Origin of the sequence: Acinetobacter tandoii DSM 14970 = CIP 107469, assembly GCF_000400735.1 — a bacterium.
GTDB classification, from domain to species: Bacteria; Pseudomonadota; Gammaproteobacteria; order Pseudomonadales; family Moraxellaceae; genus Acinetobacter; species Acinetobacter tandoii.
The window spans coordinates 280,308-305,888 of the sequence record NZ_KE007368.1; the positions used below are offsets into that span (position 1 = coordinate 280,308).

The window sequence follows — 25,581 nt, forward strand, 5'->3', positions numbered from 1 at the left end:
TCCTCAAAGTTATCCACAGTCTAATTTATTGTTTTACATAACAGCTAAAGGTGTTGATGCACTCTTATGAACATGCTCTTCAGCAAAATAGCCCAATAATGCATCCAGGCGCAGTATAAATTCTGCATCAGGGCACCAATAGTTGACCCCATATTGTGCATCGCCATGCATACCACGCAAATACAGATAACTTGCACCGCCTAAATGTTTTTGAATGTCGTAATCTTCCAACTGCACTTGTAAATAACGATGTAACGCCACCAAATACAGCCCCGCCTGCAACCAGTAACTGGCCTGTGACATGCTTTCCTGTAATTTTAATGGGGTGTAATCTGCGATATCCGCACCCAAGAAGTTACTCTTATAATCGGCAATCTGGTAACGCTGTCCATCGAAATAAACCAAGTCGATAGAGCCCGTTAAATAGCGTGCAGAATTGGCAGCATTCAGTTCAGGCATGAAAATACCATATTCGGCATATAAGTCCTGTATGCGTTTAATCGCCAAGACATGATTGGACAAGGCCAAATAGAAGGGGAATTCTGCCAGATGAGATTCTGCACTCAACTGATTTAAACAAAACTGTTGATGTAACGGCGTCGAGAGCACCTGTGTCAGCCATTCGGTCATCCATGCCAACAATTGTTCTTCATCCACCTGCTGAAAATCTTGCTGATATTTGTCGCACAATGCCTGCCATAAACTTGGATAATCATTTTTAAAGCGACGGCGCACTTCGATTTTCCAGTCCTGTTGCTGTTGAAAATCAATGTGTTCAAAAATTTCATGTAGAAAATTACCCGCCAATGTCCCCATTGGAAATTGACGCTGAATCCAACTGATCGGTTGTGCAAGCTCTTCGGGCTGCTCCACCACCTCTAGGTTGATTTCATCCGCTGCACTTTGTAGCTGTTCACGCTTTACCGCAAGTGCATCCTGTGCTTGCTGCCGACTCAAATGCTGTGCTAATGCACTAAAACTGGTTTTCGCACGCGGATAAAAACGTTGTGTGGGAAACTCTATCGCATACAACTCAGGAAGCTGCTGATCTTGTGTACGCTTCAGTGCAATAGGGCATTCGGTTAATACCGCTTCATCAGCGCTATGTGGATGCTGAAAAACTTGTTCAGCATGTCCACGCCAAAATGCCAAGCCCGTAGTCGATTTTCCTGCCTGATCTTGCAATATGGCATAAACCCGATGACTGGCGCGGGTTAGTGCTACATACCAGAGCCGATGCTGTTCTGCTTCTGCCCGTGCATTGTGCTGTTGAACGGCAACTTCATCTAAAAGGTGCTTATCATTCACCGCAATCACGCGTTGCATTTCAAACTGCCCTGTAACGGGATCAGGTAACTGTTGCGTAGAGAAATTCAGGGTTTTGTTATTTTCAGTGGACTTTTTATCTGCACCCAACAGAAAGACAATTTTAAACTCTAAACCTTTGGATTGATGAATGGTCATCAACTGTACGCCAGCTTCATTCGACAGCTTACGTTCCAGTTCCCATTCACGCTCACTCGGCGTTTGTATTTGTCTGAGATACCAGTGATATAACGCCTGCGGCCCCTGAAAATGCTCACTATGCTGACTCAGCAATTCAGTTAAATGACGTAAGTTCACCACACAGCGTTCGTTGTCACGGCTTTGGCTTGCCACCAGATTTGACCATGCCTTAAATAAGTTTAAAGCATATTGCCACGCGCTTAAAAAGCCTGTGTTAAACCACATTTCCCGAATGTAATCAAAATCTTCAATAAACTGGCTTAATCCCTCAGGGCGTTGCTCCAGTTGCATCAACTGGCTGAGCTGAAAATTCAATAGGCGTGTCAGCAAGGCGCGCTTGACCTTGGCCTCATCGTAAGGATGCATGATTGCGGTCAAAATGGCTGCCACGTCTTGTGCAATTGGACTATCAAATACACTCCGCTTGGAAGGTCGATTGACGCGAATCCCTAAACGTTCTAATTCATATTGCACCTTATCTAAGCCATCATGGTTTTTGGATAAAATCGCAATATCATTTTCATCTATGCCACGGTTGCCTGTGACTTCTGCCAAATACAACCGTTGCTGAATGCCTTGATTCAGCAAATCACGGATTTTCCAAGCCACTTGAATAAATTCATCTTTTTTGTCTTCTAGCATCAACCACCGTAAAGGCTGATGATTGTTGCCTTGCGCATCGGCTAAAACTGGATGTGGTCGTGGTCCTGCCTCAACAGCGGTATATTCAACTTCTTCTCCAAATTGGATTTGTCGCTGAAATAAAGCATCGACCACCGTGACCAGTTCAGCCACAGAACGATGATTGTATTTGAGGCTATATAAGCGTCCTTGTTTGCTGAGCACATCGAGACGGGCTTTGTTATAGGTCAGCATGTCTCCACCACGGAAACCATAAATCGCCTGTTTCGGATCACCCACCATAATCATGCAGCCTTTGGCATAATGTCCTGCATCACGCCAGATGCGAGCCAACATATTGTCCTGATCCTGATTGGTGTCTTGAAATTCATCCACCAAAATTAAGGGATAACGGGCTTGAACAAAACGAGCAAAGCGTGCGCCTTGCGCATCTTGCAAGGCATCGGCTAAGGTACGAATTTGCTGCGCAAAGGTGGTTTCACTCTTTTGCTGCAAGACTTGTGGCAAACGTTTTTTCACTTCCGATGCCAGATAAAACTGCAAATAACTATCCAACGTGTCTAAATCAAAGCTGAGCTTGTCCAGACTTTGCATAAATGCCGTCAACTCACCAATCAGCACATGCTGTTGAAATCCCTGCAAGACTTCATCTGGGCATTTATTCAAAACTTTGTGAGTAGCATCACTCAGATGTTTCAGCGTTTCCACGTATAAAGGTGCAAATAAGGCATAAGGGCCTTGCTGCTTTAACACCTCCAACAGTTCAGGCAACTTAACCGTCAAGAGTTGCTGTAATTTGTTGTCGTCGCGCCATTTCTTGGCCAGCAATTTAAAATGTGCACCATCGGCAGCATAATAATCTGCCAATTCAGTGATACGGCTCCAATCCAGCCCCAATAAATGTTCAACTTGCTGGCTAAAGCCCTCTACATCCACTTCGGGAGCAGCCACCGCCTGAAAATGTGCAGAAGCAAAATTCAGACTGTTTTCCACTACGGCTACATACGCCTGCTGCGACTTTAATTTCTTGTTCAGCAGCAGATAGTCCAAAATATTTTGTGGTTGCTGCTGAATCCATTCGCGCAGTACATCATGAATCAATTGCTGAGTATATTGTTTGGCATCATCGGTAATTTCTGCACGCTCAATTTTGCCACTTTCAAAGGCAAATTCACGCAGCAACTTTTGACTAAAGCTATCCAGCGTCCCGACAAAAAGCTCATCCAGTTGATCAATCACCAATTTGAGCCGTTCACGGGCATAATCCACGCGTGGTGCAAAATCTTGCAAAACCTTTTGATATAAGGGGTCTGATTCTGCCGAAATTTTCTGTTGCAGCTCAGATTGGGGTAAGGTTTGGCAAGTCTCAAAATAACGTAAAGTATCGACCAAACGACTACGAATCCGCCCTTTCAGCTCCGCCGCTGCGGCGCGAGTAAAGGTGGTCGCAATGACCTGATTCGGTAGATAATCACTCAAAAAGATCCGCACCATTAAGCTCGATAACGTGTAAGTTTTGCCAGTACCTGCGGATGCTTCAATCCAATGCAGCCCTTTAAACTGCATATCGACAATCGGCTGATAAGAAATTGCAGCAGGGGGAGTTAAATTCGTCATCTGCATTATTCCTGAATCAACTGTTGATATTGAAAAATCGGCGCATACAACGCATAGGCATACCGTTGACAGGCTTGAGCCAATAAAGCCGTACTATCTTGTTGTTGCAGGATAAACTGCCAATCACGGTGCTGCTGACTGGCTTCATTGTCCAAGGCAGAAAACCCTGCAAAACGTCCATCATCCTGCCAGTCCTTGACGAGAGCGTCCCAGTCTTTGATCTGTAGTTGACCCTGCTCGTCAGGTTGCCATTCCAGTTGTTTGCCTTTCTCTGCCACTTTGAATAATAAAGCTGCGGGTAAAACGACAGGCTGCGTCTGCCCGTGTTGCCATAGTTCAAACCACGCCGCCAAATACTCTCGTGCCTGATTGGAAGATACCCCACTACACAGCACTGTTTGATCACTAAACACCACTAACCGCGCCAAGTCCTGTCCTGCATCGCCCCGATTTTCATGTGTTAGCCAGAACAAATATTCCAACCAGAGTTGCACTCGTCGTTTGGCACGCGCACTGGATGCCTCTAAGCTCACCCATTGCTGAGTCGATTGAGAGGGAACAGTGATTTGGAACTGGATATTTGCGTTCATATTCCAGAGCTGCTGTGTCACAGGCGTGACCTCTGTGGCATAACGTTGCAAGCGTGCTTGTAATTGTTGCTGTTCAATTACACTGATTTGCCATGCGGCTTGCTGCATTTTGCCTACAGGCAATTGATCCAATAACAATTCAGGCTGGGTCATTTGCCCTTGTTGCTGTAAGAAATGCCGCACTGCATAACGCCCTAAGCCATCTAAAACCAAGGGTTCAACTTCATCAGGCAAATTTTCAGGTTTTAAGTTTTCCACGCCAAGCGTTTTTAGATATAGACGTGCAGGGAAACAAACATCCTGAATCCATTGTCGACTTTGAAGACTGATAAAATCATTAGATGCGGCCATATAAACCGTATCTTGCCATGCCTGACGTTGCCCCGTTGGGGCTGCAATCTGCTGTGCAACCCGATACCAATGATCTTGAAAACGCGTTGGTTTAGGCTGGGTAAAGCCAGAAACATCAAAAGGCTGTAAGGGATGAAGCTGATACAACCCATGTAATTGTGCAGGCACATCTAAACCATGTAACTGCTGGCTAACTTCTTCAGTACGCTCTGATTTCTGAGTAATAAAAGCCAAATGCTGAATCAATTCTTGCAAGGCGGTGGATGGCTCACGTACTTCCCCATCATTGACATCAAAACCGTTATAAAACAGCCATAGATTCTGCTGTGCCAACAGTAATGCATCCAAGAACGCCCCTTGGTCATCTTCTAAACGAGAGCGATCACCCAATTGCGGTTTCAGGATATCCATCAAATCAAAAGGCAAATGCTGATTACGACTCGGGAACTTGCCACTGTCCAAATTTAATATCACAATCAGGCGATACGGAATCGGACGAATCTGCCCCAACTGGCTAAAAGTAATCTGTCCTGTCGGTTCCGCCTGATCCAGCTGTGCATCCAAGGTGGTTTGAATTTCATCTAGTAAATATGCCAAAGGCAAACTTAACTGATCCAAGCCATATTGATCCTGCCCTTCATAGAAGTTAGATAGCGTCAGCATCCGTTCTTGCTTTTTAATAATTTGTGCAACTGTAGCCAAGACCTCTACGCCTGCTTGCTCAAATTCTGCCACTTCCTGCATCAGGATTTTCAGCCATTGCTCGACTTGTTTAGGCTGCTGTTCATGTGCCAGTAGCCAGTCTCGGCGTGCATCCAAATCTTGATAAATCTGAATGAGTTTAGCAATCAGTTCAAAATCACTCGGCATGACTTCAGCGAAACTGAGTATCTGATCAAACAAGGTATGTTCAGGAATGGCGATACCCATTGCTAAACGGTCTAAGGCAAATTTAAAGCTAAAGCGATAGTCTTGATCACCTTCAGATAGACTCAATGCCAAATGTTGCGCATCTAAGCCGCGCTTAAAGCCTGCTTGTTCCAGCAGTTCCAGCATGCGTTCGACCATATTCATGTCTAAGCCATAACATTGTTGCGTGGCCGCCAAACTCAGCCAGTCGGCAAAATCATCAAGACGAAAACGCCCTTGTGTCAGTTGGATACGGCCCAACACCGCACGCCACGCATTGGCAGCATCCAGTTGCGTCACGCCTGCAATTTTCACGGGCAGATAAATACTGTCTTGGCTAATTCGTCCCGAGATGGTGCGCTCATCTTCACGTTCGCGAACAGGCGGGGCGAAAACGCTACGAATATATGGCTCAATGTCTTTTAAATTGGGACTGAGCACCAGAATATCACTCGGACGGCGCGGCTGCTCTTTAGAACCTTGTGCCAACCATACAATCAATTGCTCTTTCAGTACTTCCAGTTGACGCAAACTGGAGTGGCAGACATGTATTTGAATGGAATCATCCTGTACATTCAGCGCAAATTGATGTTGTTCAGGCTCCACCAAATACAGAATATCCGACTGGACTTTACCCAATAAGGTCGGCTGATATTCATCCACAAACACATCTGCCCAGACCCCATCTTCCCCTGAAGAAAGCCCAGATAATAATGAAAAGTGATCTCGTGCTTGCTTGCCAAAACGGGTTAATAAGGGATGACGTGATTCACGAATTTCGGCATTAAAATGTAGAGTGAAATCCTGAAAGAATTGTTCAATTTGCTCATCTGTGGCTTGCGGATTTTTGGCAATAAAACGCTCTTTCACTCGCAAGTCATAGCGTGCTTTCCAGTTCGGATCGACACTGTCTGCCCAATACTCCTGAGACGGGTTATAGTGCAACAGATAAATATCAATATATTGCCCTAAGCGCTGTAAAAACTGTAACTGACTCGGTGGTAAATCCAACAAGGTAAACACCACCAAGGGCTGTGGCAGTTTTTTTAATGCTACCGCATTGGGTGCCTCTGCACTGCCCAGCATCTCCCAAAATGCCGCATCAATCTGCTGCATTTCCATAAAATCCTGATGAAACACCACCTGCCACAACCAACGCTGCCATGCTTCCAATTCATGTGCCTGATTCAGAGTAAAAGCCGAAATTTCAGTATTGGTCTGGAAGAACATCTGCTCAATTGGTAATGCCTGATTACTTCCCCAACGTTGCAACCAATTGGTTGGACAAGTGCATTGGTAGGTGGGGCAGTTTTTCTGACAATGTCCACGATATTCCATGTAATGGCTGAATAATTTAGAAACCTGTTCTGCCACCCAATACAGCATGCGCTGCTTTTTCTGTTGTTTTTCGATGCCTTGTTCAAGTTGATCGGCACTGGCATAAATGCGTTGCACAATCGGCGTTAACGGATGTGCTGCATCCAAGGCAGATTGTTCTGGCTGAATATAAGCCAGTAAGGCTTGATAGACCCGCCATTTAATAATAATGCGTGGAATATTGGCTTTACGCACCTGCTCTTTGTCTTGATCCAATACCCATTGATAGGCAGACCATTGAAAACCACGAATGCGATGATGAAACTGGGTATTGGCACTAATGCCTTTTTGTTCTGCCAGTTGCTGCGTCAGCCACGCTTCAACCGCAGGTGATGGCACAATAAAATGTTGGGGTTTTAACACCTGCAAAGCATTGTGACTTTGTGATTTCACCGTTTTCAACATGGCCTGTAGCAAAACATCAATCCGTTGACTCTGAATCACGTGAATGGCCATGAATAGTTTTTCTCCAACGATAAATGAACAACAATCTACAAAAGCATAAAGATTATTGACTATACTTGGTGTACTGTCTATGTCACGGTATAGCACAATATCGATTTAAAAATGACTTTGAAAATCGATGCTTAAAGATGCTTCAATATAAAAATGGATACAAGGTTTAAACTAGACAATGAAAATAGACAATATTCCCGATTCAATTGATGCCTCATTAAATCTAGAACAAATCCGCGCAGAATGTCTCGAATTGGTTCAAAAGCGTGCCTATGTTTCTGCGGGTGTAGCCGTCATCCCTGTGCCTTTTTTGGATGTGGTGGTTGATGTCGGCATTTTGTCACAACTGATTCCTGAAATTAATGCCCGCTTTGGGCTTGCACCCGATCAAATCAGCGTGTTTGATTTGGAAACCAAACAGATTCACTGGCAAGAATTGCGGAAACGTGGCTTTGAGTTTTCAGGTTTAGTCGTGGCACGAACTGCTGTGAAAAACTCAATACACAATTTCGCCTCCAAAATGATTACCAAACAAGTCAGCAAATACATTCCCTTAGGCGGTCAATTGGTGGCGGCAAGCCTCGGCTATTTCGTCATGAAAAAAGTGGCTGAGGCTCATGTAGAGGATTGCTACAAACTCGCCAAATCCATCCAGCAAAAACAAAACCTGCAAGCCACGGCTTAAAACTTAATACCCCTGAACGACCTAGCAACTCAACACAGACTAATCTGCTTTGAGTTGCTTCAAAATACTGCGTAAAATTTCCAAACGTGCACTGTATTTATCATCATTGGCAATGATGTACCACGGTGCATAGTCCGTGTTGGTTCGTTCAAACATATCCGCAGCAGCATGTAAGTACTCATCCCATTTTTCACGATTACGCCAATCATCAGGCGTGATTTTAAAGCGCTTGTGTGGCGTTTCTTCACGTTCCTTAAAGCGTGCATATTGCTCGTCTTTACTAATCGATAGCCAGATTTTTACCACTACGGTATGGCTATCCGTCAAATCTTTTTCAAAGCGATTGATTTCTTCATAAGCCCGTTGCCACTCTACATCACTGGCAAAACCTTCAACCCGCTCTACCAAAACTCGCCCATACCACGTCCGATCAAAAATGCTAATTCGTTCATTGGGTTGTATTTTGTTCCAGAAACGCCACAAATATGGATGACGCAATTCATATTTTTCAGGCGCAGCAATGCTATAAATTTCATATTCACGTGGGTCTAAACTTTTTACAATCCGTTTAATCGCGCCACCTTTACCTGCTGCATCCATCCCTTCTAAGGCAATAATCACATTGCGTTCTCCAAAACGTAATGCATCTGCCACTCTACGGGTGAGCTTATCCAGTTCCAGCTTATATTCATTCTTATCAATTTTTTCCGTCGGTGGCTGCTCTAGTACAGCGGGAATATCAGCTTGTTTCCATTTATGCTGTGCCGATTTCACATGCTCAGGACAATGCTGCATCGCTCTTAATACATGTTGTGCAAACTGCTGATCACGCAATTGTTCATCTTCACAATCAATAATGATCCAGTCTTCGGTAAAACGCTGGCGCAATTTCTGCAATCGTTCATATTGCTTTTTATTGCGCCAATTTAGACCATGTAATTTATGCCAATGCATTTCACTGGCATCCATCTCATCCAGCCGCTTTTGCAGCGATTTCCACGACAAATCAAACCAGATTTTAATGACATCGACATGGTTATTTTTCAGGTCTTGTTCATAAGCCCGCATATTGTCCAAATATTCATCATATAAGGTTTCATCTAAAGGCTGAGAAACATGTAAAGCAGTACTGAGCAGATCTCCATACCAGTTCCCAAACATCACCACAATTTGCCCTTCTGCGGGAATAAAACGCGCATAAGGTTGCCAAAAGGTTTGGACATTATTAAACATCACAGGGGCATCAGCCTTGACGCGCAAATAACGTGGATCCATCCACTCACGCAACTGTTTAACCGCCTCACCTTTACCTGCCAATTCAATACCACTGACCAAGACCAAAACACTTTTGGCATTGGGTTGACCTTGAGTGTCTTTTAGGGCGTATTGCGCATCAATTAAATCAAGGGACAATTGACTTTCATCGACCAAGGCTGGTTCTAGTTGTTGTTTCGCCATTTTTGTCTCGCCATCAGTTAAATAAAATAAAGTTAATCTTTTTAAAGCCGTTGTTTTACTTCAGTATAAAACAAGCTGAAAGCTCATTTTCGCAGATCTTTGTATAATTTCATGACAAATTGACAGCTTTTTATGCCGAATTCGATCATTTTGTCATAGCGGGAACTTGCAACAAGTTCTAAGATTTGCACAAGTTTCAAATCGAGATCGCTCATGTCTAAACTTGCAGTCCTAGATGACCTACTAGAACAGTATTATCAATTGCAATACCATCATAATGCTGAGCTATTTCAACGTCTGCAAGATGTACAAATGTGGCAAAAACAGCGGATGCAGCGCACGCATCACCAGCACTTTTCCGTGAAAAATAATCAATTGATGGCACAATACTTTTTGAACCGTTTATACGGTGGTCCCGATTTTGATGCTTTGGCCAAACAAATTGCGCGCCTGATGAAATATGTGCATAAAGCTGAGAAACTCATTCCTGAAAATGCCATTAAAACTGGCACCGCAGGCGTTGAGTTAGCGATTCTCGCTGTACAGTTAGATGAACGCGTTGCACTGCAATTACTCGAAGACTATGCTCCGAATACCCCCCTCACAGACGAAATGATGCGCCTGAGTTATTTAAAACTGGATCAAGGCCAATCACGTTTACATCAACTGGAACTGCTTGATCAGTTGGGTGCCAGTCTCGACAAATATATGCGTTCATTTATGGTCTATACGGCATTTAAAATGTGTAAAGGCGTCGCTTACAAACACCATTTTGACGTGATGTATGAATTTATGCAGGATGGTTTTTTAGCAATGAAACCTTTAAAATCGGCTGAACAGTTTGTCAAAGACTTTACTGCCATCGAACGTCAAATCATTGCCAAAGTCCATGCCGGCGATCTGCATCCTTTCCAATAAAAGGTCATCTACAGCAAGATAAAATCTTGCGCGTAGATACAGCACGCGTATTTTTTTCTGTATATTATTCATAACAATTGCATGATGGTTACTGTACATCGGCTGAGAATCTGTCATCATGCTTGCACTGCAACATTAACCCTATTTTTATGTTAGGAGTGACTTGAATGTCTAATGAAAATCAAACGCCTACCCCTACCCCTGAGTCGGCTCAACAAACAGACAAAGTCAGCCCATTCCTAAACAGCCCACTTCCTGAGGGTATTCCTCAAGGGCAACAACAGTCATTACAACAACAATTAACCGATACACCTGTAAACGGCACAGTACCAAAATACAACCTGCCTCGCGGTGCCAATACAGGCAATGTCGGTGCGACTACACACTTCGGTTACCAAACCGTTAACAGTGAAGATAAAGCACAAAAAGTTGCGGAAGTATTCCATTCAGTGGCGAGCAAATACGACATCATGAATGACCTGATGTCCTTTGGTATTCATCGTCTATGGAAACGCTTTGCCATTAACATGTCGGGTGTGCGTCGTGGTCAACGCGTATTAGACATCGCAGGTGGTACAGGTGACTTGGCTAAAGTATTTAGCCGTGAAGTTGGCCCTACTGGGCATGTGGTACTTTCAGATATTAATGAATCGATGTTAAACGTCGGTCGTGATCGTCTGATTGATGCTGGCTGTACCAATGTCGATTTTGTTTTGGCAAATGCAGAAACACTTGAACCTTTTGCCGATAACAGTTTTGACCTGCTCACCATCAGCTTTGGTTTACGAAACGTAACTGATAAAGATGCTGCACTGGCGGCCATGTACCGTGTACTTAAGCCAGGTGGTCGCCTATTGGTGTTGGAATTCTCTAAACCTGTGTTTGAGCCATTCTCAAAACTCTACGATTTGTATTCTTTCACTGCATTGCCAATCATGGGCAAAATTATTGCCAATGACTCTGAAAGCTATAAATATTTAGCTGAATCGATCCGTATGCATCCTGACCAACGTACCCTGAAAGGTATGATGGAACAGGCTGGCTTCCAGAACTGTGATTACCATAACCTGACAGGCGGTATCGTGGCTGTACACCGTGGTTTTAAACTCTAAACGGACTGGTGAAGGTTAAGCTATGTGGTCAATTCTGGCACTTGGTGCAGTTGAACGCTTGATTCACCATGTGATTGATCTGGATGCCATCACGCGCATTCAGCTCAATCAACTGCAAGGTAAAATGTTGCGTGTGGTACTCGATTCTCCGCAACTCTCGGTCGATGTATTCTTTGATCAAGACAAAGTTCGCCTTGAACCGACTGTCACAGGTCAGGCGGAGCGTCCGTCCATTTTTGAACAACGCCCGTTTGATCCGCAACAAACTACGACAGCAGCAACAGCAACCTTGCAGGTTAAAAATGTGGTGGAACTGCTGAAGTTATTTTTGGCGGAAGATGTAGGCACCATTCCTGTACAAGGTGACTACCATTTACTGCAAGATATTCAAAGAATTATGCAGCAGGCTGAACCTGATTTAGCTACGCATCTCAGTCCTTGGATTGGCCCTGCCTTGGCACATGAACTGGGTAAAATTCAACTTGCACCCAAGCATCTCAAGCGCTCTTTACAGAGCCATCTATTCTTTGCTGAAGATGCCCTCAAAGAAGATTCAGGTTTGTTTGCTGCACGCTGGCAAATGGATGACCTGCAACAAGACACCCGTCTTTTGAATCAAAACCTTGACCGTGCAGAAGCCAAAATCCAACAACTGCAACGTCAAATTGACGTACTTCCAGACTCTATTTAAATTTAGGTAATACACTTTATGATTCCGCACGTTTCACGTTTACTCGAACTTTGGCGCATTGCTGCGCACTATAGACTCGACACGTTGTTTCCTGCGGAAGAATTACCTGAGAAGGCACGTCATGCTCTCGCATTCATTCGTATGCACCCTGCGGCATGGTCGAGTAAAGAACGTAAAAATCCGCTTAAACTCAAGCAAGCCCTTGAAGACATGGGCCCGCTGGCGATTAAGCTGGGACAGTTACTCTCGACGCGTCGTGACTTGATTCCACCTGAAGTCTTGGCGCAACTGGTGTTATTACAAGATCGAGTGAAACCGTTCAGCACCGATGTCGCGAAAACACGCATTCAGCAATCGCTGAAAGCCGATGTTGCCACTTTGTTCAGCCGTTTTGATGAACAACCGCTTGCTGCTGCTTCGATTGCGCAAGTCCATACCGCTGCCCTGCATGATGGTCGCGAGGTCGTAGTAAAAGTCACCCGCCCCGATATCCGTAGTCAAATTCTGCAAGATTTTGAAATTCTGGAATGGCTCGGTGCGACTTTAGAAAAACGCCTAGAAGCTGCACGCGCACTACATTTATCTGAAATTATTCAGGATTATCGTCAAATTATTCTGAATGAACTGGATTTAACTCTAGAAGCAGACAATACCCGTCGTATGCGTCATTACTTCACCGGTTCAAGCATGATGTATGTGCCTGAAGTCTATATGGACAGTAAAGAAGTGATGGTGGCGGAACGCATTACAGGCGTGCCGATTTCCGACACGACGACTTTTGACCGTCTGGGTATGGATCGTAAAGATTTGTCAGAGAAAGGGTTGACCATCTTCTTTACCCAAGTGTTCCGCGACAACTTTTTCCATGCGGATATGCATCCAGGCAACGTGTTTGTCGAGACCATCAACCCAAGCAATCCACGCTTTATTGCACTGGACTGTGCGATTATGGGCGAACTGTCTAAACACGATCAAATGACCGTTGCGCGCATGTTACTGGCAGTCATGAACAGTGACTTCATGCAACTGATTCAAATTGTGCATCAAGCAGGCTGGATTCCACCAGGTACCGACCAAGATGCCTTGGCGCGTGAAATGCGCCGAACAGTCGGACCTATGGTCTCGAAACCAATGCATGAATTAGACTTTGCTGGTATTCTGATTCAGGTTATGGATATTGCTCGTCGTTTCCATTTGGAAATTCCACCGCAATTGATGTTACTGCTGAAAACATTGGTCCACGTGGAAGGCTTAGGCACTGACCTGTATCCAGAATTAGACATTTGGAGCTTGGCAAAACCAATCCTCACTGATTGGATCAAAGCCCAAATGAATCCGCAGAAAAATCTCAAAGAACTCGGGCAGAAAATTCCTGATTTACTACTAGGCGCGCAAGATTTTCCAACTCTGTTGGTCGATAGCTTAAATGGCTTAAAAAATCAGTCAGCTTGGAATGCGAAACAGCTAAATGAACTGCAAAGCCTGCGTCTACAGATGGAGCATCAACAAAAACGCAGTTGGATTTTCGGTAGTTTAATGGCAATTTTCCTGTCAATTGCCATTATTGCCCCATGGTACATCTCGATTATCTTAATTGCCTGTGCCAGCCTATTGTCAATTTGGCGTCTGTTTAAATAATTTTGTCGATAAAACATACTGTGGATAGCCCCAAAGTTATCCACAGTTTTGTGTATTTTTAACTCACACTTCTAAAGTGACTATCAAGTCACCTAAAGTTTTTCCCCGCCATTGAGCCCGTAGGCAGAACTTTTAAACTAAGTGCACATTTGTATATTTATAATTGCACCATGATTCAAATTCTTGAAAAGCGCTCTCCCGCCTTGAATATTCGTGCTGGTCATCTTGCTCGGCAACTGATCCAACAAGAAGGCTTCCATGCCAAACAGGTCGATATTTTACCCGGTGCAGCAGGTGGTCCCAAAGGCATTGGTTTGACTGGGCTTGATCAAGCCATCTTTGGCAGTTTTCTGCCGCAAGCCAAACAGCGCCGATTTTTAGTCGGTTCTTCAGTTGGTGCATGGCGTTTTGCAGGGATTTTGGCGCAAGGTGAAAAGCTGGGTCCTGAGCAATTGGCGGAGCTGTATATCCATCTGCCTTTTCATAAAAAGATGAAAATTGCCGAGATTGAAAAAATTTCACGTGACATGTTGGCAGGCATTTTAAATCAGCAAACCCAAAAATTGGTTGATCATCCCGATTATCACCTCACCATTATTGCCGCAAAAGCCCAACATTTATTCCAAAGTGATCAGCGTCTTGCCTTGTATGGCTCATTGCTCGGTATTGTGGGCAGTAACGCAATTGCACGGCAGCATTTAAATCTGTTTATGCAACGGGTCATCTGCCAACCGAAAAATTTCCCACAATTTAAAATTAAAGACGATAGTTTTAAAACCCATTATCTGAACTTCAATTCAGACAATGTTGCCGACTGGCTCATGGCATCAGGTTCAATTCCTGGTGTTACGCCTGCGGTCAAAAATATCAGTGATGCCCCGCAAGGGGCTTATCGCGATGGGGGCTTGATTGACTATCACATCGATTTACCCTTTGAAAGCCAAGGCATTGTGCTCTATCCGCATTTTAGCGACAGCATTACTCCGGGTTGGTTCGACAAGATGTTTAAATCGAGAAAATCTAACCCAAGCAATCAAGCACGTACCCTGCTGATTTCTCCTTCACAGGAATATCTGGCACGTTTACCATTAGGACGTTTACCCGATCGTAAAGATTTCACCCTCAAAGGCATGGAGCCACAACGTCGCATCCAACTCTGGAAACAATGTGTGGCCGAAAGCCAACGTTTGGGCGATGAGTTCTTGGAACTGGTCGAAAAGCAACGCTTTGCTGAGGTGATGCAAGAGCTTTAATCAGTTTACGATGCAACATGAACTCAGCTTCCAAGTTCATGTTGCTGCATATCCGTTGACTAAATTGCTGAAAGATAATTAACACAAATCCAGCCCGATCCCCTACACTATAGCCTGATGTTTTTCGCATCAACCTGAATATTCTTTTCGATTAACTGATTTTGGTGAAGTCCCTATGAACAACGTGCGCTGGCTCGATGAAGTAAAATTTAACGAACAAGGTTTAGTCCCTGCCATTGCACAGCATCATCAAACAGGACGCGTGCTTATGGTGGCGTGGATGAACCGCGAAGCCTTGGCACTCACTGCTGAAAAAAATCAGGCCGTTTATTTTTCCCGTTCACGTAACAAGTTGTGGCACAAAGGGGAAGAGTCTGGACACTTTCAAACCGTGCATGAAATTCGTCTGGATTGCGATGCAGATGTCATTGTTCTACAAATTGAACAACACGGCGGTATTGCCTGCCATACGGGTCGTGAATCATGTTTCTATCGTAAACTCACCCCGCAAGGCTGGGAAATTGTCGATGCACAACTGAAAGATCCGAGCCAGATTTACGCGGCTGAAAAATCCAGCAATCCACATACTATTGCCATGAATGCGTCTAATGCACAATCAGAGCAAGTCGAAGTGCTGTCTTACCTCGGTCAAATGATGACTGAACGTAAAGGTGCAGATCCTGACTCTTCTTATGTGGCAAAGCTATACCACAAGGGTTTGAACAAAATTTTAGAAAAAATTGGTGAAGAAAGCATTGAAACGATTCTTGCCGCAAAAGAATTGCAATTGGTCGCCAATGAAGACAATAAAAATGATTTGATTTATGAAGTGGCAGATTTATGGTTCCATACCATTGTGATGTTGGGTCATTTTGACTTAGATCCACAACTGGTTTTGAATGAATTGGCACGACGCCAAGGACTCTCAGGTTTGGTCGAAAAAGCCAACCGTAGCCACTAAAGTTCTATTTGCCTGTGTCAAATCAACATCAGAAACCGAGCGCAACCTATGAGCAGGCGACTGCCATTGATAACGCGCGTCTAGGACAATCCTTTAAAGTGATTGCCTATGCTGGCACAGGTAAAACCACCACTCTACAAATGATCAGTGATGCTATGCCACAACGACGTGGCATGTATCTGGCCTTTAACAAAGCCATCGCCAGTGAAGCGCAGCAAAAGTTTCACTCCAATGTGGATTGCCGCACCTTTCACTCACTGGCCTTTCGTAGTGTTCCACGTGGAATTACCGACAAACTGCGATTACCCCGACTCAGCCCCAGCTTCATTGCCAAAGAGTATCGGTTAGAACCGATTACCTTAAGACGCATGATGGGCGGACGCTATGAAAAATATGTGCTGATGCCGAGTCGACTTGCCAGTCTGGTCGCCAATGCGGTGAGCTATTTTTGCTCAACCAGTTCGCAATACCCTGCACCGCGACATCTGCAAGCGCCCAACTGGCTTCATCCTGATGATATCGACACCTTACAAAAGCATCTTTATCCTGCGGTAGAACGTCGTTGGCTAGAATCGATTGATCCCAATCATCAGGCAGGAATTGGGCATGATATTTATCTGAAACTTTGGGCACTATCTGAACCGAATATTCCTGCCGACTACGTGCTATTTGATGAAGCACAAGACGCCGATCCTTTAATGTTAGGCATCTTATTGCGTCAGAAAAATACTCAAGTAATTTATGTCGGTGATGCACATCAACAGATTTATGCTTGGCGTGGTGCCATCAATGCCATGCAGCAACTTCCTTTACCCGAATCTCGCCTCACAACCTCATTTCGCTTTGGTGAAAGTATTGCACACAATGCCAATGCCATCTTGGGCGCGCTGAATGAAAAAGTGCCTCTGTTGGGCAATCCACTGTTGAATTCCAAAGTGGTGAATAAACCACACACCAAAATGCGAGATGCGATTTTATGTCGGACCAATGCTCGCGCCATGGAACTGTTGCTTTCAGGGTTGGTACATGGCGATAAAGTGAGTCTACAAGCCGACCATGTCAAACTGAATCGTTTTGTCGATGCCGCGAGCATGTTGAAGCAGGGCAAACGTGTCACTGATGTGCCTGAACTGGCGTGGTTTAATTCTTGGCATGATGTACATGAATATTGCGAAACCAATGAAGGCAGCGACATTAAACCTTTGGTGAAATTGGTAGATGATCATGGTACCGATCCGCTTAAACGTGCTTTAGCCAAAATTACTCCGATTGAACAAGCCGATTATATTATTTCCACGGCACACAAAGCCAAAGGACTAGAATGGGACCGTGTGCACATCGAAGATGACTATCAGTTTAAGCTGACGGAACAAGATCATAAAATTAGTGACGAAGAGTTAAGATTGCTGTACGTCGCCTGTACTCGTGCTAAAGTAAGTCTAAATATTCATCATATTTACGACTTGATGCAACAACTGAAAAATAGGATGCCTGTCTCATTACGCCAAGCGGCAGGCTAGCCATTGCACGAATGCGGGGCTTATATGAAAATCGAATCGTTACAGCTCAAACACACCAATCTGTTTGCCAATTTACAGCTTCAATTTCATTATCATGATCAACCCATCACCCTGATTTTAGGCGATCAAGCTACAGGCAAAACCAGCATTCTCAAGCATGCCTATCAAGCCTTAACTTGGTTTGCTGCCCGTTATAAAGACCTGCGTAGTGCGGGTGTGGTTATGTTAGATCAAGATATTCTGCATAGCCGCCTACAGTCCAAAGTTCAGATTTGTGTCGAAATTCCTACCGATATTGGCACCCTCGCAGAGTCTGAAACGGCACAACCTGAAGTGTTGAATCATTGCAGTTGGCAACTCTATAAAACCCTCAATCAGCAAGGCATTGGGCTGAGTAAAGCTGAAACCGATCAGCTTGAACAACTGGTTCAACTTTATCATCGGGCCCTACAACAAGACCCGATGCAGGGCTTACCGCTGATTGCTTATTACCCCGCTGAACGTTTTGTCAATGAAATCAATTTACTGAGCAAGAACAATCCGATTGTATTTCAAGCTGCATATGCCTATGACGTAGCAGCCATTCCTTTTACTACCTTTAGCCGTTTCTTTGAATGGTTTCGTGAAATTAGTGATCTGGAAAATGCTCAGACCGCTCAACTGTTCCAACAGTTGATGCGTGATCAATTACATTTAGGTCAGCACTTACAACCCGAAAATATTCCGAACACCTTATTTCAAGCCCATGCACAACTCCATGCGCCATGCTTAAAAGCCCTAAAAGATAGTCTGCGCATCGTCTTGCCTGAACTAAATGATATTTTTGTGCAATATCAACCCAAACTGCAATTAATGGTGAGCTATCAAGGCAAAACGATGCAATTTCAACAGCTTTCCAGCAGTCAAAAAAATTGGATAGCATTGATTGGTGATATTGTTCGACGCATGTGCTTGCTCAACCCTTTCAGTCTCTATCCTTGCTTAGAAGGTGATGGCATCTTACTCATCGATGCGATTGATGAACAACTAGATCAACAACATTGCAGCCAGATTTTGCAACAGTTACATCAAGCCTTTCCACAGTTACAAATTATCGCAACGGGTAACCGAACAGAACTCCTTGAAAATGCGGCCACCTATCAGTGCCTGCAACTTTCTGCGCAGGGAGTACAAGACATCGTACTGCAACCACTACAACAACAATTTGATCAAATTTATGCAGAACTCAGTCAAATTTCATTATCTGACACGACTGAACTCGAGCAGTTATCTGATACCCCCTCCACTTCGGTGGTTCAGCAATTGTATGCACAAATTCAACAACTCTCACCAGAAGCACAAGCTGAGTTTCAGCAACTGTGGCAACAAGAGCACGATTCTTCTTTTCAGAACCCGTCGTCCTAGTTTTTTTGCAAGAGAACAGTTACTTTAAGTTCAATTTTGGCCTCAAAACAGAGAATTCGATCGGTGTGCACGAAAAGGTTTGATGTTGTTTTATTCATGTAATAAGATCAGATTTATTCAGCTTTTTTATAGTAAAATTTTGTTTTGCTATAGTTTTCAAGTTGCGCAACACAGCTTGCTTTTCGCTTTTTTTATTTTCTTTACGGCTTTCAAGATTGAATTTTTTGGATATCTCTTTGCTGTCCTGTAATCCTTGAAAGATAAGATTCACCCATAGGTTTCGACCTATCACGACAATGGATACAAGTGTGCTACCAATTATTATCTTGTTACCGTTAGTACTGGGCACAACCCTTGTCTCGTGGCTGAAAAATTTTTCGCGCGGGGTAACGGCTTTCGGGGCTATCGGAGTCAGTCTAAGTAGTTTAATTCTGTTACTGACTCAAGCAAAGCAGGTCTTTCATGGCGAAGTCATTACTCAAAGTTGGTCTTGGTTACCACAACTGGGCATTGATCTCAGTTTCCGTCTGGACGCCTTAGGTCTACTTTTCTCTTTGCTGATCACAGGTATCGGCACGCTCATTTTTATTTATGCCTATTATTACCTCAGCCCAAAAAACTCATTGAGCAAACTCTATCTATTGCTCATGTTGTTTATGGCAGCAATGTTGGGTATCTCTCTTTCCAATAATTTAATTCTGCTGTTAATTTTTTGGGAACTGACCAGTATTTCTTCTTTCCTCTTGGTCGGCTACTGGAGCAACTATGATGTTGCACAACGTGGCTCGCGTATGGCACTCACCATTACAGGAATGGGTGGCTTGGCCATGCTGGGGGGCTTTATTTTACTGGGGCAAATTACAGGCACCTATCAAATTGACCAGATTCTGACCATGTCAGAACATATTCAAAATCATGCCTTATTTACCCCAACCTTATTGCTGATTCTACTCGGTGCCTTTACCAAAAGTGCGCAGTTCCCCTTCCACTTCTGGCTCCCGAATGCCATGGCTGCACCAACACCTGTGTCCGCTTATCTGCATTCGGCCACCATGGTGAAGGCGGGAATTTTCTTGCTGGCACGCTTACTCCCAATCTTTGCGGGTGCTGCGCTTTATCACAATATTGTGACTTTTGTTGGCTTATTCACCCTATGCATGGCGGCATTCTTTGCCATTTTCAAAGAAGATCTGAAAGGGCTTCTGGCCTACTCGACCATCAGTCATCTGGGTTTAATCGTCTGCCTATTGGGGATTGGTTCACCATTGGCTGTCGCTGCTGCCATTTTCCACATCATCAACCATGCCACCTTTAAGGCGGCGCTGTTTATGATTGCAGGTATTGTTGATCACGAAACAGGAACGCGTGACTTACGTAAATTAAGTGGCGTATGGCAATTATTACCGTTCTCAGCCACCCTGACTATGGTCACCGCAGCGGCTATGGCAGGTGTTCCACTGACCAATGGTTTCTTGTCTAAAGAAATGTTCTTTACCGAGTTATTGGCAAACTTAAATGGCCCAGTACTGGTGCTGTCCGCAACTATTGCGACTTTGGCAGGTATTTTTGCAGTTGCTTATTCTGTACGTTTAGTGCATGGCGTGTTTTTTGATGGTCCACTTGGTGAGCAAGTTCCTAATAAAGATGGACATGAACCGCCTATTGGCATGCGTGCGCCTGCAATTCTCTTGGCAATTCTATGTATTGTGGTGGGCATTTTCCCTGCGCTCACTGTTGAGCAAATTGTCAATAGTACGGCGCGCGCCAGTACGCAGTTACATGACTTCTCGGGAACACATTTGGCCATCTGGCATGGTTTTAATTTACCTTTAGTGATGAGTTTAATTGCTCTAGTTGGCGGTTTAAGCTTTTACTTCGTTCTAGCAAAGAACCGTAAAATTCGTAGTATTGACCTAGACCCAGCCTTGGGACCTTTTCAAGGTAAACTTATCTTTGAGTCTCTGCTCAAGCACTTACTCCTTAAATCACGAAAAATTAAACGTACAACAGAAACAGGCTCCTTGCAAACTTACCTGCTCTGGATCGTAGCGTTTAGTATTGTCTTGGTCGCTGTTCCTCTGATGGGTCAAGGGCTGACCACAGGTACACGTGAACTGACTCATGCTCCTATGCTCGCAATTGTGCTATGGCTATTGTTATTCTCTGCCTGCTGGATGATGCTCTGGTTCCATCATGAACGCATTAAAGCTGTCCTGATTAGTGGTGCCATTGGTTTAGTTGTGACCATGGTGTTTGTCACTTTGTCAGCACCAGATTTGGCCCTAACGCAAATTACTGTGGATGTTGTGACCACGGTGTTGCTGCTCATGAGCTTATCACTCTTACCTCAGCTTACACCTTATGAATCCAGTCAAGCACGTCGTTGGCGCGATGCCATTCTTTCTATTGTCGGTGGACTTGGCATTGGTTGGATCACTTGGCTGATTCTGACGCGTGACCATAATTCAATTTCTTGGTTCTTCTTACAACAGTCGATACCTCTGGGTGGTGGTTCAAACGTTGTTAACGTGATTCTGGTCGATTTCCGTGGTTTCGATACCTTCGGTGAGATCACGGTATTGGGTATTGCAGGTATCGGCACACTCTGTTTAATGGATGGTATGCGTACACATGGTACAACCATCACACAAGGTTTAACTTATCGCTTTAACCCCTCCCCTTTAATGCTCCGTATCGCATCCTCTTGGATTTTACCGCTGGCTTTGGTCATCAGCTTGTATATTTTCCTACGTGGACACAATGAACCTGGTGGTGGTTTTATTGCAGGCTTAATTACCTCTTTGGCATTGATCATTCAATATATTGCATTAGGCCAAGACCAAGCCGAACAATTGCTTCGCGCCAAATCTGGACGCCTATACGAAATCTGGATTGGTGCAGGTCTAAGCATTGCAGGACTAACAGCTATTGCAGCATGGTTCTGGGGACGCCCGTTTCTGACCAGTGCACACATCTACGTTTCACCCCCAATTTTAGGTGAAATGCACTTGGCTTCTGCGGCTGCATTTGATGTTGGGGTCTATGTCACAGTGGTCGGTGCAACCATGCTCATGATTTCTGTTCTGGGTGACTCGCGCCACTCAAGCATGTCTGGTCCATTACCAAAGGGGAAATAATATGATTAGTCTAGAATTTCTTATTGCCTCTGCGATTGGACTGTTAGTTTCAACAGGCATCTATCTGATTCTGCGCGCGCGTACCTTTCCAGTGGTACTTGGCTTAGCCATGATTGGTTATGCGGTAAACGTGTTTCTGTTTGCGATGGGGCGGGTCCAAATCAACTCGCCTGCAGTATTGACTGAAGCGTCCAAGTCCACGGACCCATTGCCACAAGCGCTCGTCCTTACAGCCATTGTGATTGGTTTCGCCACCACAGCCTTTATTGTACAACTGGCTTTACGCAGCCGCTATGAATCAGGGACCGACCACGTTGACTCAAAAGAAGAAATTAGTCTTGTTGACCCACGCGAGGATGAGCCTTAATGCATAACTTCATCCAATTTTGGGCCGAGCATACACCAATTTTCAGCATCATCATTCCTGCATTTACTGGCTTTATTCTGGTTTTACTGGGCAATCCAGGTTCAGGTTCACTTGCCTACGACTGGCGTCAACCTTGGCGTCGTGGCATCAGTCTGATTTCTGCACTCTTAGGGCTCGCTACTGCAATTTGCTATTTAATGGTGGCCAGTCATGGACAAATCAGCAGCTATAACCTGAGTGAATGGACGGCACCTTTCGGGATCGTTTTGGTTTTAGACCAACTCTCTGCCTTAATGCTAGTCTTAACCTATGCACTTGCAGTGCCTGTTTTGTGGTTTGCAAGCCGTGAGTGGGATACCCGTGGTCGTTATTTTCATACCATGTTCCATTTCTTATTAATGGGATTATGCGGAGCATTCCTCACAGGCGACTTGTTTAACCTGTTTGTGTTCTTCGAAATTCTATTGATGGCATCTTATGTGTTGCTCTTGCATGGACAAGGCAAAGCACGCTTTCAGCTCGGTATTCATTACGTCACCATCAACCTCTTGGCCTCTGCATTGTTCCTGATTGGTCTGGGCATGATTTATGGTAGCGTCGGCAGTTTGAATATGGCAGATGTCGCACGCTTACTACCGAGCTTACAACCTGATGAGCACAAATTAGCTGTAGCAGGTGGACTATTATTATTTGTGGTATTTGGAATTAAAGCCGCAATGTTACCTGTCGGCTTCTGGTTACCCAAAACCTATGCCGTAGCCACCACCCCTGTTGCCGCCATTTTCACCATCATGACCAAAGTCGGCATTTATGCCATTTTACGGGTTAACGGTACCGTATTTGATGATGCTTTAAGTCAATCCATTCTACAAAACTGCTTATTGCCTATCGGTTTAATCACCTCACTCTATGGTGTGATTGGTGCCATTGGTGCGGAACGTTTACGCCGTTTTGTCGGTTTTATGGTGTTGTCTTCCATTGGAACCTTACTCACTGCTATTGCCTTGTTTAACACCCAAGCATGGTCGGCAACGCTGTATTATCTGGTACATAGTACGCTGATTGCAGCCGCTTTTTATCTGCTTTGTGGCTGGATTACCTCGCAACGTGGTGTCTACAAGGATCATTTAAAAATCGCACCACAGATGAAACAACATCATGTGCTTTCGATTTGCTATTTTCTCATTGCATTAATGATGGCGGGATTGCCCCCTTTCAGTGGCTTTCTTGGCAAAGTATTCATTCTTCAAGCCACTGCAAATGAACCTTATCAAGGCATTGTGATTACAGTGATTCTGGTTGTGAGTTTGCTCAGTATTCTCGCATTTACTCGTGTGGGTTTTATTCTGTTCTGGCGTGCCAGCAAACCTGAAGAAATTGCACATATTGATGCAGAATATACAGCTTACCAAGCAACTCCAGAAAAAGCTCCTCCACGCAACGACATAGCCATCTATGTCTTATTGGCTAGTCTGATTTGTTATATGGTCGCGGCAGGACCTATACAGCAATATACTCAGAATACTGCATTACAAATTCAAAATAATGCCTTGTATGAAGCGACTCTATTGAAGAAGGATGAGCTAAATCAAGTCATTAGTGTGCAGCCTTTTGATCCTGAAAACTTACCCGAAACCAAATACGGTGGTGAAGAACTCGATCCTAATGCACATCTTATTCCGTATACCATCAGTGAAGATACTTTGTCTGGCGAGCACATTTCACCATACAAGTTACGTCAGATTCAAGAACAACAGACCCATGAAATGTTAATTCCTGATGATGCTCAACTTAAACCAGTGGAGCCATAATGATGCAAAAAAAATCTTTCCTTAATCGATGGCTACCTCATCCTTTTGTTTCGGTTTTGGTTGCAGTCACGTGGATAATGCTGGCACATAGTTTAGATGCAGCAACATTGGTCATGGCAAGTTTACTTGCCTTGATTATTCCACGCTTAGTACAACCCTTTATTCAGCAGACACCGAATATTCATTGGAAGGCAGCGATTAAGCTATTTTTTGTTGTACTTTGGGATATTGTCATTTCCAATATTCGGATTGCTAAGCTAGTTTTAGGTCCAATAGATCAATTACATCCTAAATGGTATCGCGTACCTTTAGACACCCAACACGATGAAGTAAATAGCTTACTGGCGATGATCATTACCACCACTCCTGGTACGGTTTCTGCTGGGATTGATCAAGACCGTGGTGATATTTTGGTTCATGCCTTAAGTAGTGATGATACGGAAGTTGATATTCAAGACATCAAAAATCGTTATGAAAAACCACTAATGGAGATCTTCCACGTCAACTCAGGAGATGCCACATGACCATTTTACCTTATGCTTTGGGTATCTGTATGGTTGCAATCACACTTTCAATGATGATGTGCTTGGGTCGCCTGATTGTTGGACCCTCTATTGTAGATCGGTTGTTGGCCTTAGATACCTTATTCTTGAATGCGACTTGTCTCATTGTGGTATTAGGCATCTACTGGAGCACCACATCACTGTTTGAAGGAGCACTACTGGTGGCAATGCTTGGATTTGTATCCACTGTCGCTTTGGCACGCTACTTCACCTCTGGTCATGTTATCGATTAAGGAGTCCATCACATGCAATTACTCATGGAAATACTGGTTTCTATTTTCTTGCTGATTGGTGCATTCTTCATGTTGGTTGGAGGCATTGGCATGGTACGTCTACCCGACTTATTTATGCGTCTGCATGCACCTACCAAATCGAGCACCTTAGGTTTAGGAAGCTTTTTAATTGCTGCCATGATCTTCTCGGCTTTTCAAGGACGTATTGGTTTTGCTGAAGTTCTGCTCACGCTCTTAGCCTTCATCACAGCCCCTGTATCAGCCAATCTCATGGCACAAGCAGCACTTCATCTGCGCTTACGCTCGAGGAGTGGTGATGTACCCGAAGCATTAAATCGGCCATTACCATGGCAACGCCAGCGTCGCCGCCAATAACTCATAA

The 25,581-nt window shown here is 44.3% G+C and carries 18 protein-coding genes; 15 read left to right on the forward strand and 3 right to left on the reverse strand.

The window, feature by feature from the left end:
* Window positions 1–33: 33 nt before the first annotated feature.
* Entirely contained in the window at window positions 34–3,771 is a 3,738-nt protein-coding gene (locus tag I593_RS14690) for a UvrD-helicase domain-containing protein (protein ID WP_026440894.1), read from the reverse strand.
* Window positions 3,771–7,448, reverse strand: coding sequence for an exodeoxyribonuclease V subunit gamma (locus I593_RS14695; RefSeq protein ID WP_016168376.1), 3,678 nt, complete (start codon window positions 7,446–7,448; stop codon window positions 3,771–3,773). Before I593_RS14695 ends, I593_RS14690 begins: the two co-directional genes overlap by 1 nt.
* Window positions 7,449–7,626: 178 nt before the next feature.
* On the opposite strand from I593_RS14695, the gene I593_RS14700 reads away from it, so the two are divergent.
* A complete protein-coding gene (locus tag I593_RS14700) occupies window positions 7,627–8,133 on the forward strand; it encodes a hypothetical protein (protein WP_016168377.1) in 507 nt (168 codons plus the stop codon).
* A 39-nt stretch (window positions 8,134–8,172) separates the two neighbouring features.
* On the opposite strand, the gene pap is transcribed toward I593_RS14700, so the two are convergent.
* Window positions 8,173–9,591 carry a polyphosphate:AMP phosphotransferase gene (gene pap, locus I593_RS14705; RefSeq protein ID WP_016168378.1) on the reverse strand — a complete coding sequence of 473 codons (1,419 nt, stop codon included), beginning with the start codon at window positions 9,589–9,591 and terminating at the stop codon, window positions 8,173–8,175.
* Window positions 9,592–9,804: 213 nt separating this feature from the next.
* Between pap and I593_RS14710 the strand changes: the two genes are divergently transcribed.
* The 14 genes from I593_RS14710 to I593_RS14780 all read left to right on the forward strand — a co-directional run bounded on the left by I593_RS14710 (window position 9,805) and on the right by I593_RS14780 (window position 25,574).
* Complete coding sequence (locus I593_RS14710) at window positions 9,805–10,509, forward strand: DUF8198 family protein (RefSeq protein ID WP_016168379.1); 705 nt, start codon at window positions 9,805–9,807, stop codon at window positions 10,507–10,509.
* Between the two features lie 167 nt (window positions 10,510–10,676).
* The gene (ubiE, locus tag I593_RS14715) at window positions 10,677–11,621 is read left to right on the forward strand and encodes a bifunctional demethylmenaquinone methyltransferase/2-methoxy-6-polyprenyl-1,4-benzoquinol methylase UbiE (RefSeq protein ID WP_016168380.1); all 945 of its coding nucleotides are present in this window, start codon (window positions 10,677–10,679) and stop codon (window positions 11,619–11,621) included.
* Between the two features lie 22 nt (window positions 11,622–11,643).
* Window positions 11,644–12,312: a ubiquinone biosynthesis accessory factor UbiJ gene (locus I593_RS14720; protein ID WP_016168381.1), complete on the forward strand. Its 669-nt coding sequence runs from the start codon at window positions 11,644–11,646 to the stop codon at window positions 12,310–12,312.
* An 18-nt stretch (window positions 12,313–12,330) separates the two neighbouring features.
* Complete coding sequence (locus tag I593_RS14725) at window positions 12,331–13,950, forward strand: ABC1 kinase family protein (protein ID WP_016168382.1); 1,620 nt, start codon at window positions 12,331–12,333, stop codon at window positions 13,948–13,950.
* 170 nt (window positions 13,951–14,120) lie between these two features.
* Entirely contained in the window at window positions 14,121–15,203 is a 1,083-nt protein-coding gene (locus tag I593_RS14730; RefSeq protein WP_016168383.1) for a patatin-like phospholipase family protein, read from the forward strand.
* 175 nt (window positions 15,204–15,378) lie between these two features.
* The gene (gene hisIE / locus I593_RS14735) at window positions 15,379–16,164 is read left to right on the forward strand and encodes a bifunctional phosphoribosyl-AMP cyclohydrolase/phosphoribosyl-ATP diphosphatase HisIE (RefSeq protein WP_016168384.1); all 786 of its coding nucleotides are present in this window, start codon (window positions 15,379–15,381) and stop codon (window positions 16,162–16,164) included.
* A 14-nt stretch (window positions 16,165–16,178) separates the two neighbouring features.
* Window positions 16,179–17,684, forward strand: a complete 1,506-nt coding sequence (locus I593_RS14740) for a UvrD-helicase domain-containing protein (protein WP_016168385.1) — start codon at window positions 16,179–16,181, stop codon at window positions 17,682–17,684.
* A gap of 24 nt (window positions 17,685–17,708) precedes the next feature.
* Window positions 17,709–19,088, forward strand: coding sequence for an AAA family ATPase (locus I593_RS14745; RefSeq protein ID WP_016168386.1), 1,380 nt, complete (start codon window positions 17,709–17,711; stop codon window positions 19,086–19,088).
* A 296-nt stretch (window positions 19,089–19,384) separates the two neighbouring features.
* Window positions 19,385–22,225, forward strand: coding sequence for a monovalent cation/H+ antiporter subunit A (locus tag I593_RS14755; RefSeq protein WP_016168387.1), 2,841 nt, complete (start codon window positions 19,385–19,387; stop codon window positions 22,223–22,225).
* A gap of 1 nt (window position 22,226) precedes the next feature.
* Window positions 22,227–22,592 carry a Na+/H+ antiporter subunit C gene (locus tag I593_RS14760; RefSeq protein ID WP_016168388.1) on the forward strand — a complete coding sequence of 122 codons (366 nt, stop codon included), beginning with the start codon at window positions 22,227–22,229 and terminating at the stop codon, window positions 22,590–22,592.
* Entirely contained in the window at window positions 22,592–24,403 is a 1,812-nt protein-coding gene (locus I593_RS14765; protein WP_016168389.1) for a monovalent cation/H+ antiporter subunit D, read from the forward strand. The genes I593_RS14760 and I593_RS14765 overlap by 1 nt, the downstream gene beginning before the upstream one ends.
* 2 nt (window positions 24,404–24,405) lie before the next feature.
* Window positions 24,406–24,927: a Na+/H+ antiporter subunit E gene (locus tag I593_RS14770; RefSeq protein WP_026440891.1), complete on the forward strand. Its 522-nt coding sequence runs from the start codon at window positions 24,406–24,408 to the stop codon at window positions 24,925–24,927.
* Window positions 24,924–25,199: a monovalent cation/H+ antiporter subunit F gene (locus tag I593_RS14775; RefSeq protein WP_016168391.1), complete on the forward strand. Its 276-nt coding sequence runs from the start codon at window positions 24,924–24,926 to the stop codon at window positions 25,197–25,199. Before I593_RS14770 ends, I593_RS14775 begins: the two co-directional genes overlap by 4 nt.
* Window positions 25,200–25,211: 12 nt before the next feature.
* On the forward strand, window positions 25,212–25,574 hold the full coding sequence (locus I593_RS14780; protein WP_016168392.1) for a Na+/H+ antiporter subunit G: 363 nt from the start codon (window positions 25,212–25,214) through the stop codon (window positions 25,572–25,574).
* Window positions 25,575–25,581 lie beyond the last annotated feature (7 nt).

Coding starts and splice junctions, on each gene's coding strand:
- I593_RS14730 (WP_016168383.1), top strand. CDS start 14,121: ATGATTCAAATTCTTGAAAAGCGCTCTCCCGCCTTGAATATTCGTGCT.
- I593_RS14780 (WP_016168392.1), top strand. CDS start 25,212: ATGCAATTACTCATGGAAATACTGGTTTCTATTTTCTTGCTGATTGGT.
- I593_RS14765 (WP_016168389.1), top strand. CDS start 22,592: ATGCATAACTTCATCCAATTTTGGGCCGAGCATACACCAATTTTCAGC.
- pap (WP_016168378.1), bottom strand. CDS start 9,591: ATGGCGAAACAACAACTAGAACCAGCCTTGGTCGATGAAAGTCAATTG.
- I593_RS14695 (WP_016168376.1), bottom strand. CDS start 7,448: ATGGCCATTCACGTGATTCAGAGTCAACGGATTGATGTTTTGCTACAG.
- I593_RS14700 (WP_016168377.1), top strand. CDS start 7,627: ATGAAAATAGACAATATTCCCGATTCAATTGATGCCTCATTAAATCTA.
- I593_RS14745 (WP_016168386.1), top strand. CDS start 17,709: ATGAAAATCGAATCGTTACAGCTCAAACACACCAATCTGTTTGCCAAT.
- I593_RS14720 (WP_016168381.1), top strand. CDS start 11,644: ATGTGGTCAATTCTGGCACTTGGTGCAGTTGAACGCTTGATTCACCAT.
- I593_RS14755 (WP_016168387.1), top strand. CDS start 19,385: ATGGATACAAGTGTGCTACCAATTATTATCTTGTTACCGTTAGTACTG.
- I593_RS14770 (WP_026440891.1), top strand. CDS start 24,406: ATGCAAAAAAAATCTTTCCTTAATCGATGGCTACCTCATCCTTTTGTT.
- I593_RS14710 (WP_016168379.1), top strand. CDS start 9,805: ATGTCTAAACTTGCAGTCCTAGATGACCTACTAGAACAGTATTATCAA.
- I593_RS14775 (WP_016168391.1), top strand. CDS start 24,924: ATGACCATTTTACCTTATGCTTTGGGTATCTGTATGGTTGCAATCACA.
- ubiE (WP_016168380.1), top strand. CDS start 10,677: ATGTCTAATGAAAATCAAACGCCTACCCCTACCCCTGAGTCGGCTCAA.
- I593_RS14690 (WP_026440894.1), bottom strand. CDS start 3,771: ATGCAGATGACGAATTTAACTCCCCCTGCTGCAATTTCTTATCAGCCG.
- hisIE (WP_016168384.1), top strand. CDS start 15,379: ATGAACAACGTGCGCTGGCTCGATGAAGTAAAATTTAACGAACAAGGT.
- I593_RS14725 (WP_016168382.1), top strand. CDS start 12,331: ATGATTCCGCACGTTTCACGTTTACTCGAACTTTGGCGCATTGCTGCG.
- I593_RS14760 (WP_016168388.1), top strand. CDS start 22,227: ATGATTAGTCTAGAATTTCTTATTGCCTCTGCGATTGGACTGTTAGTT.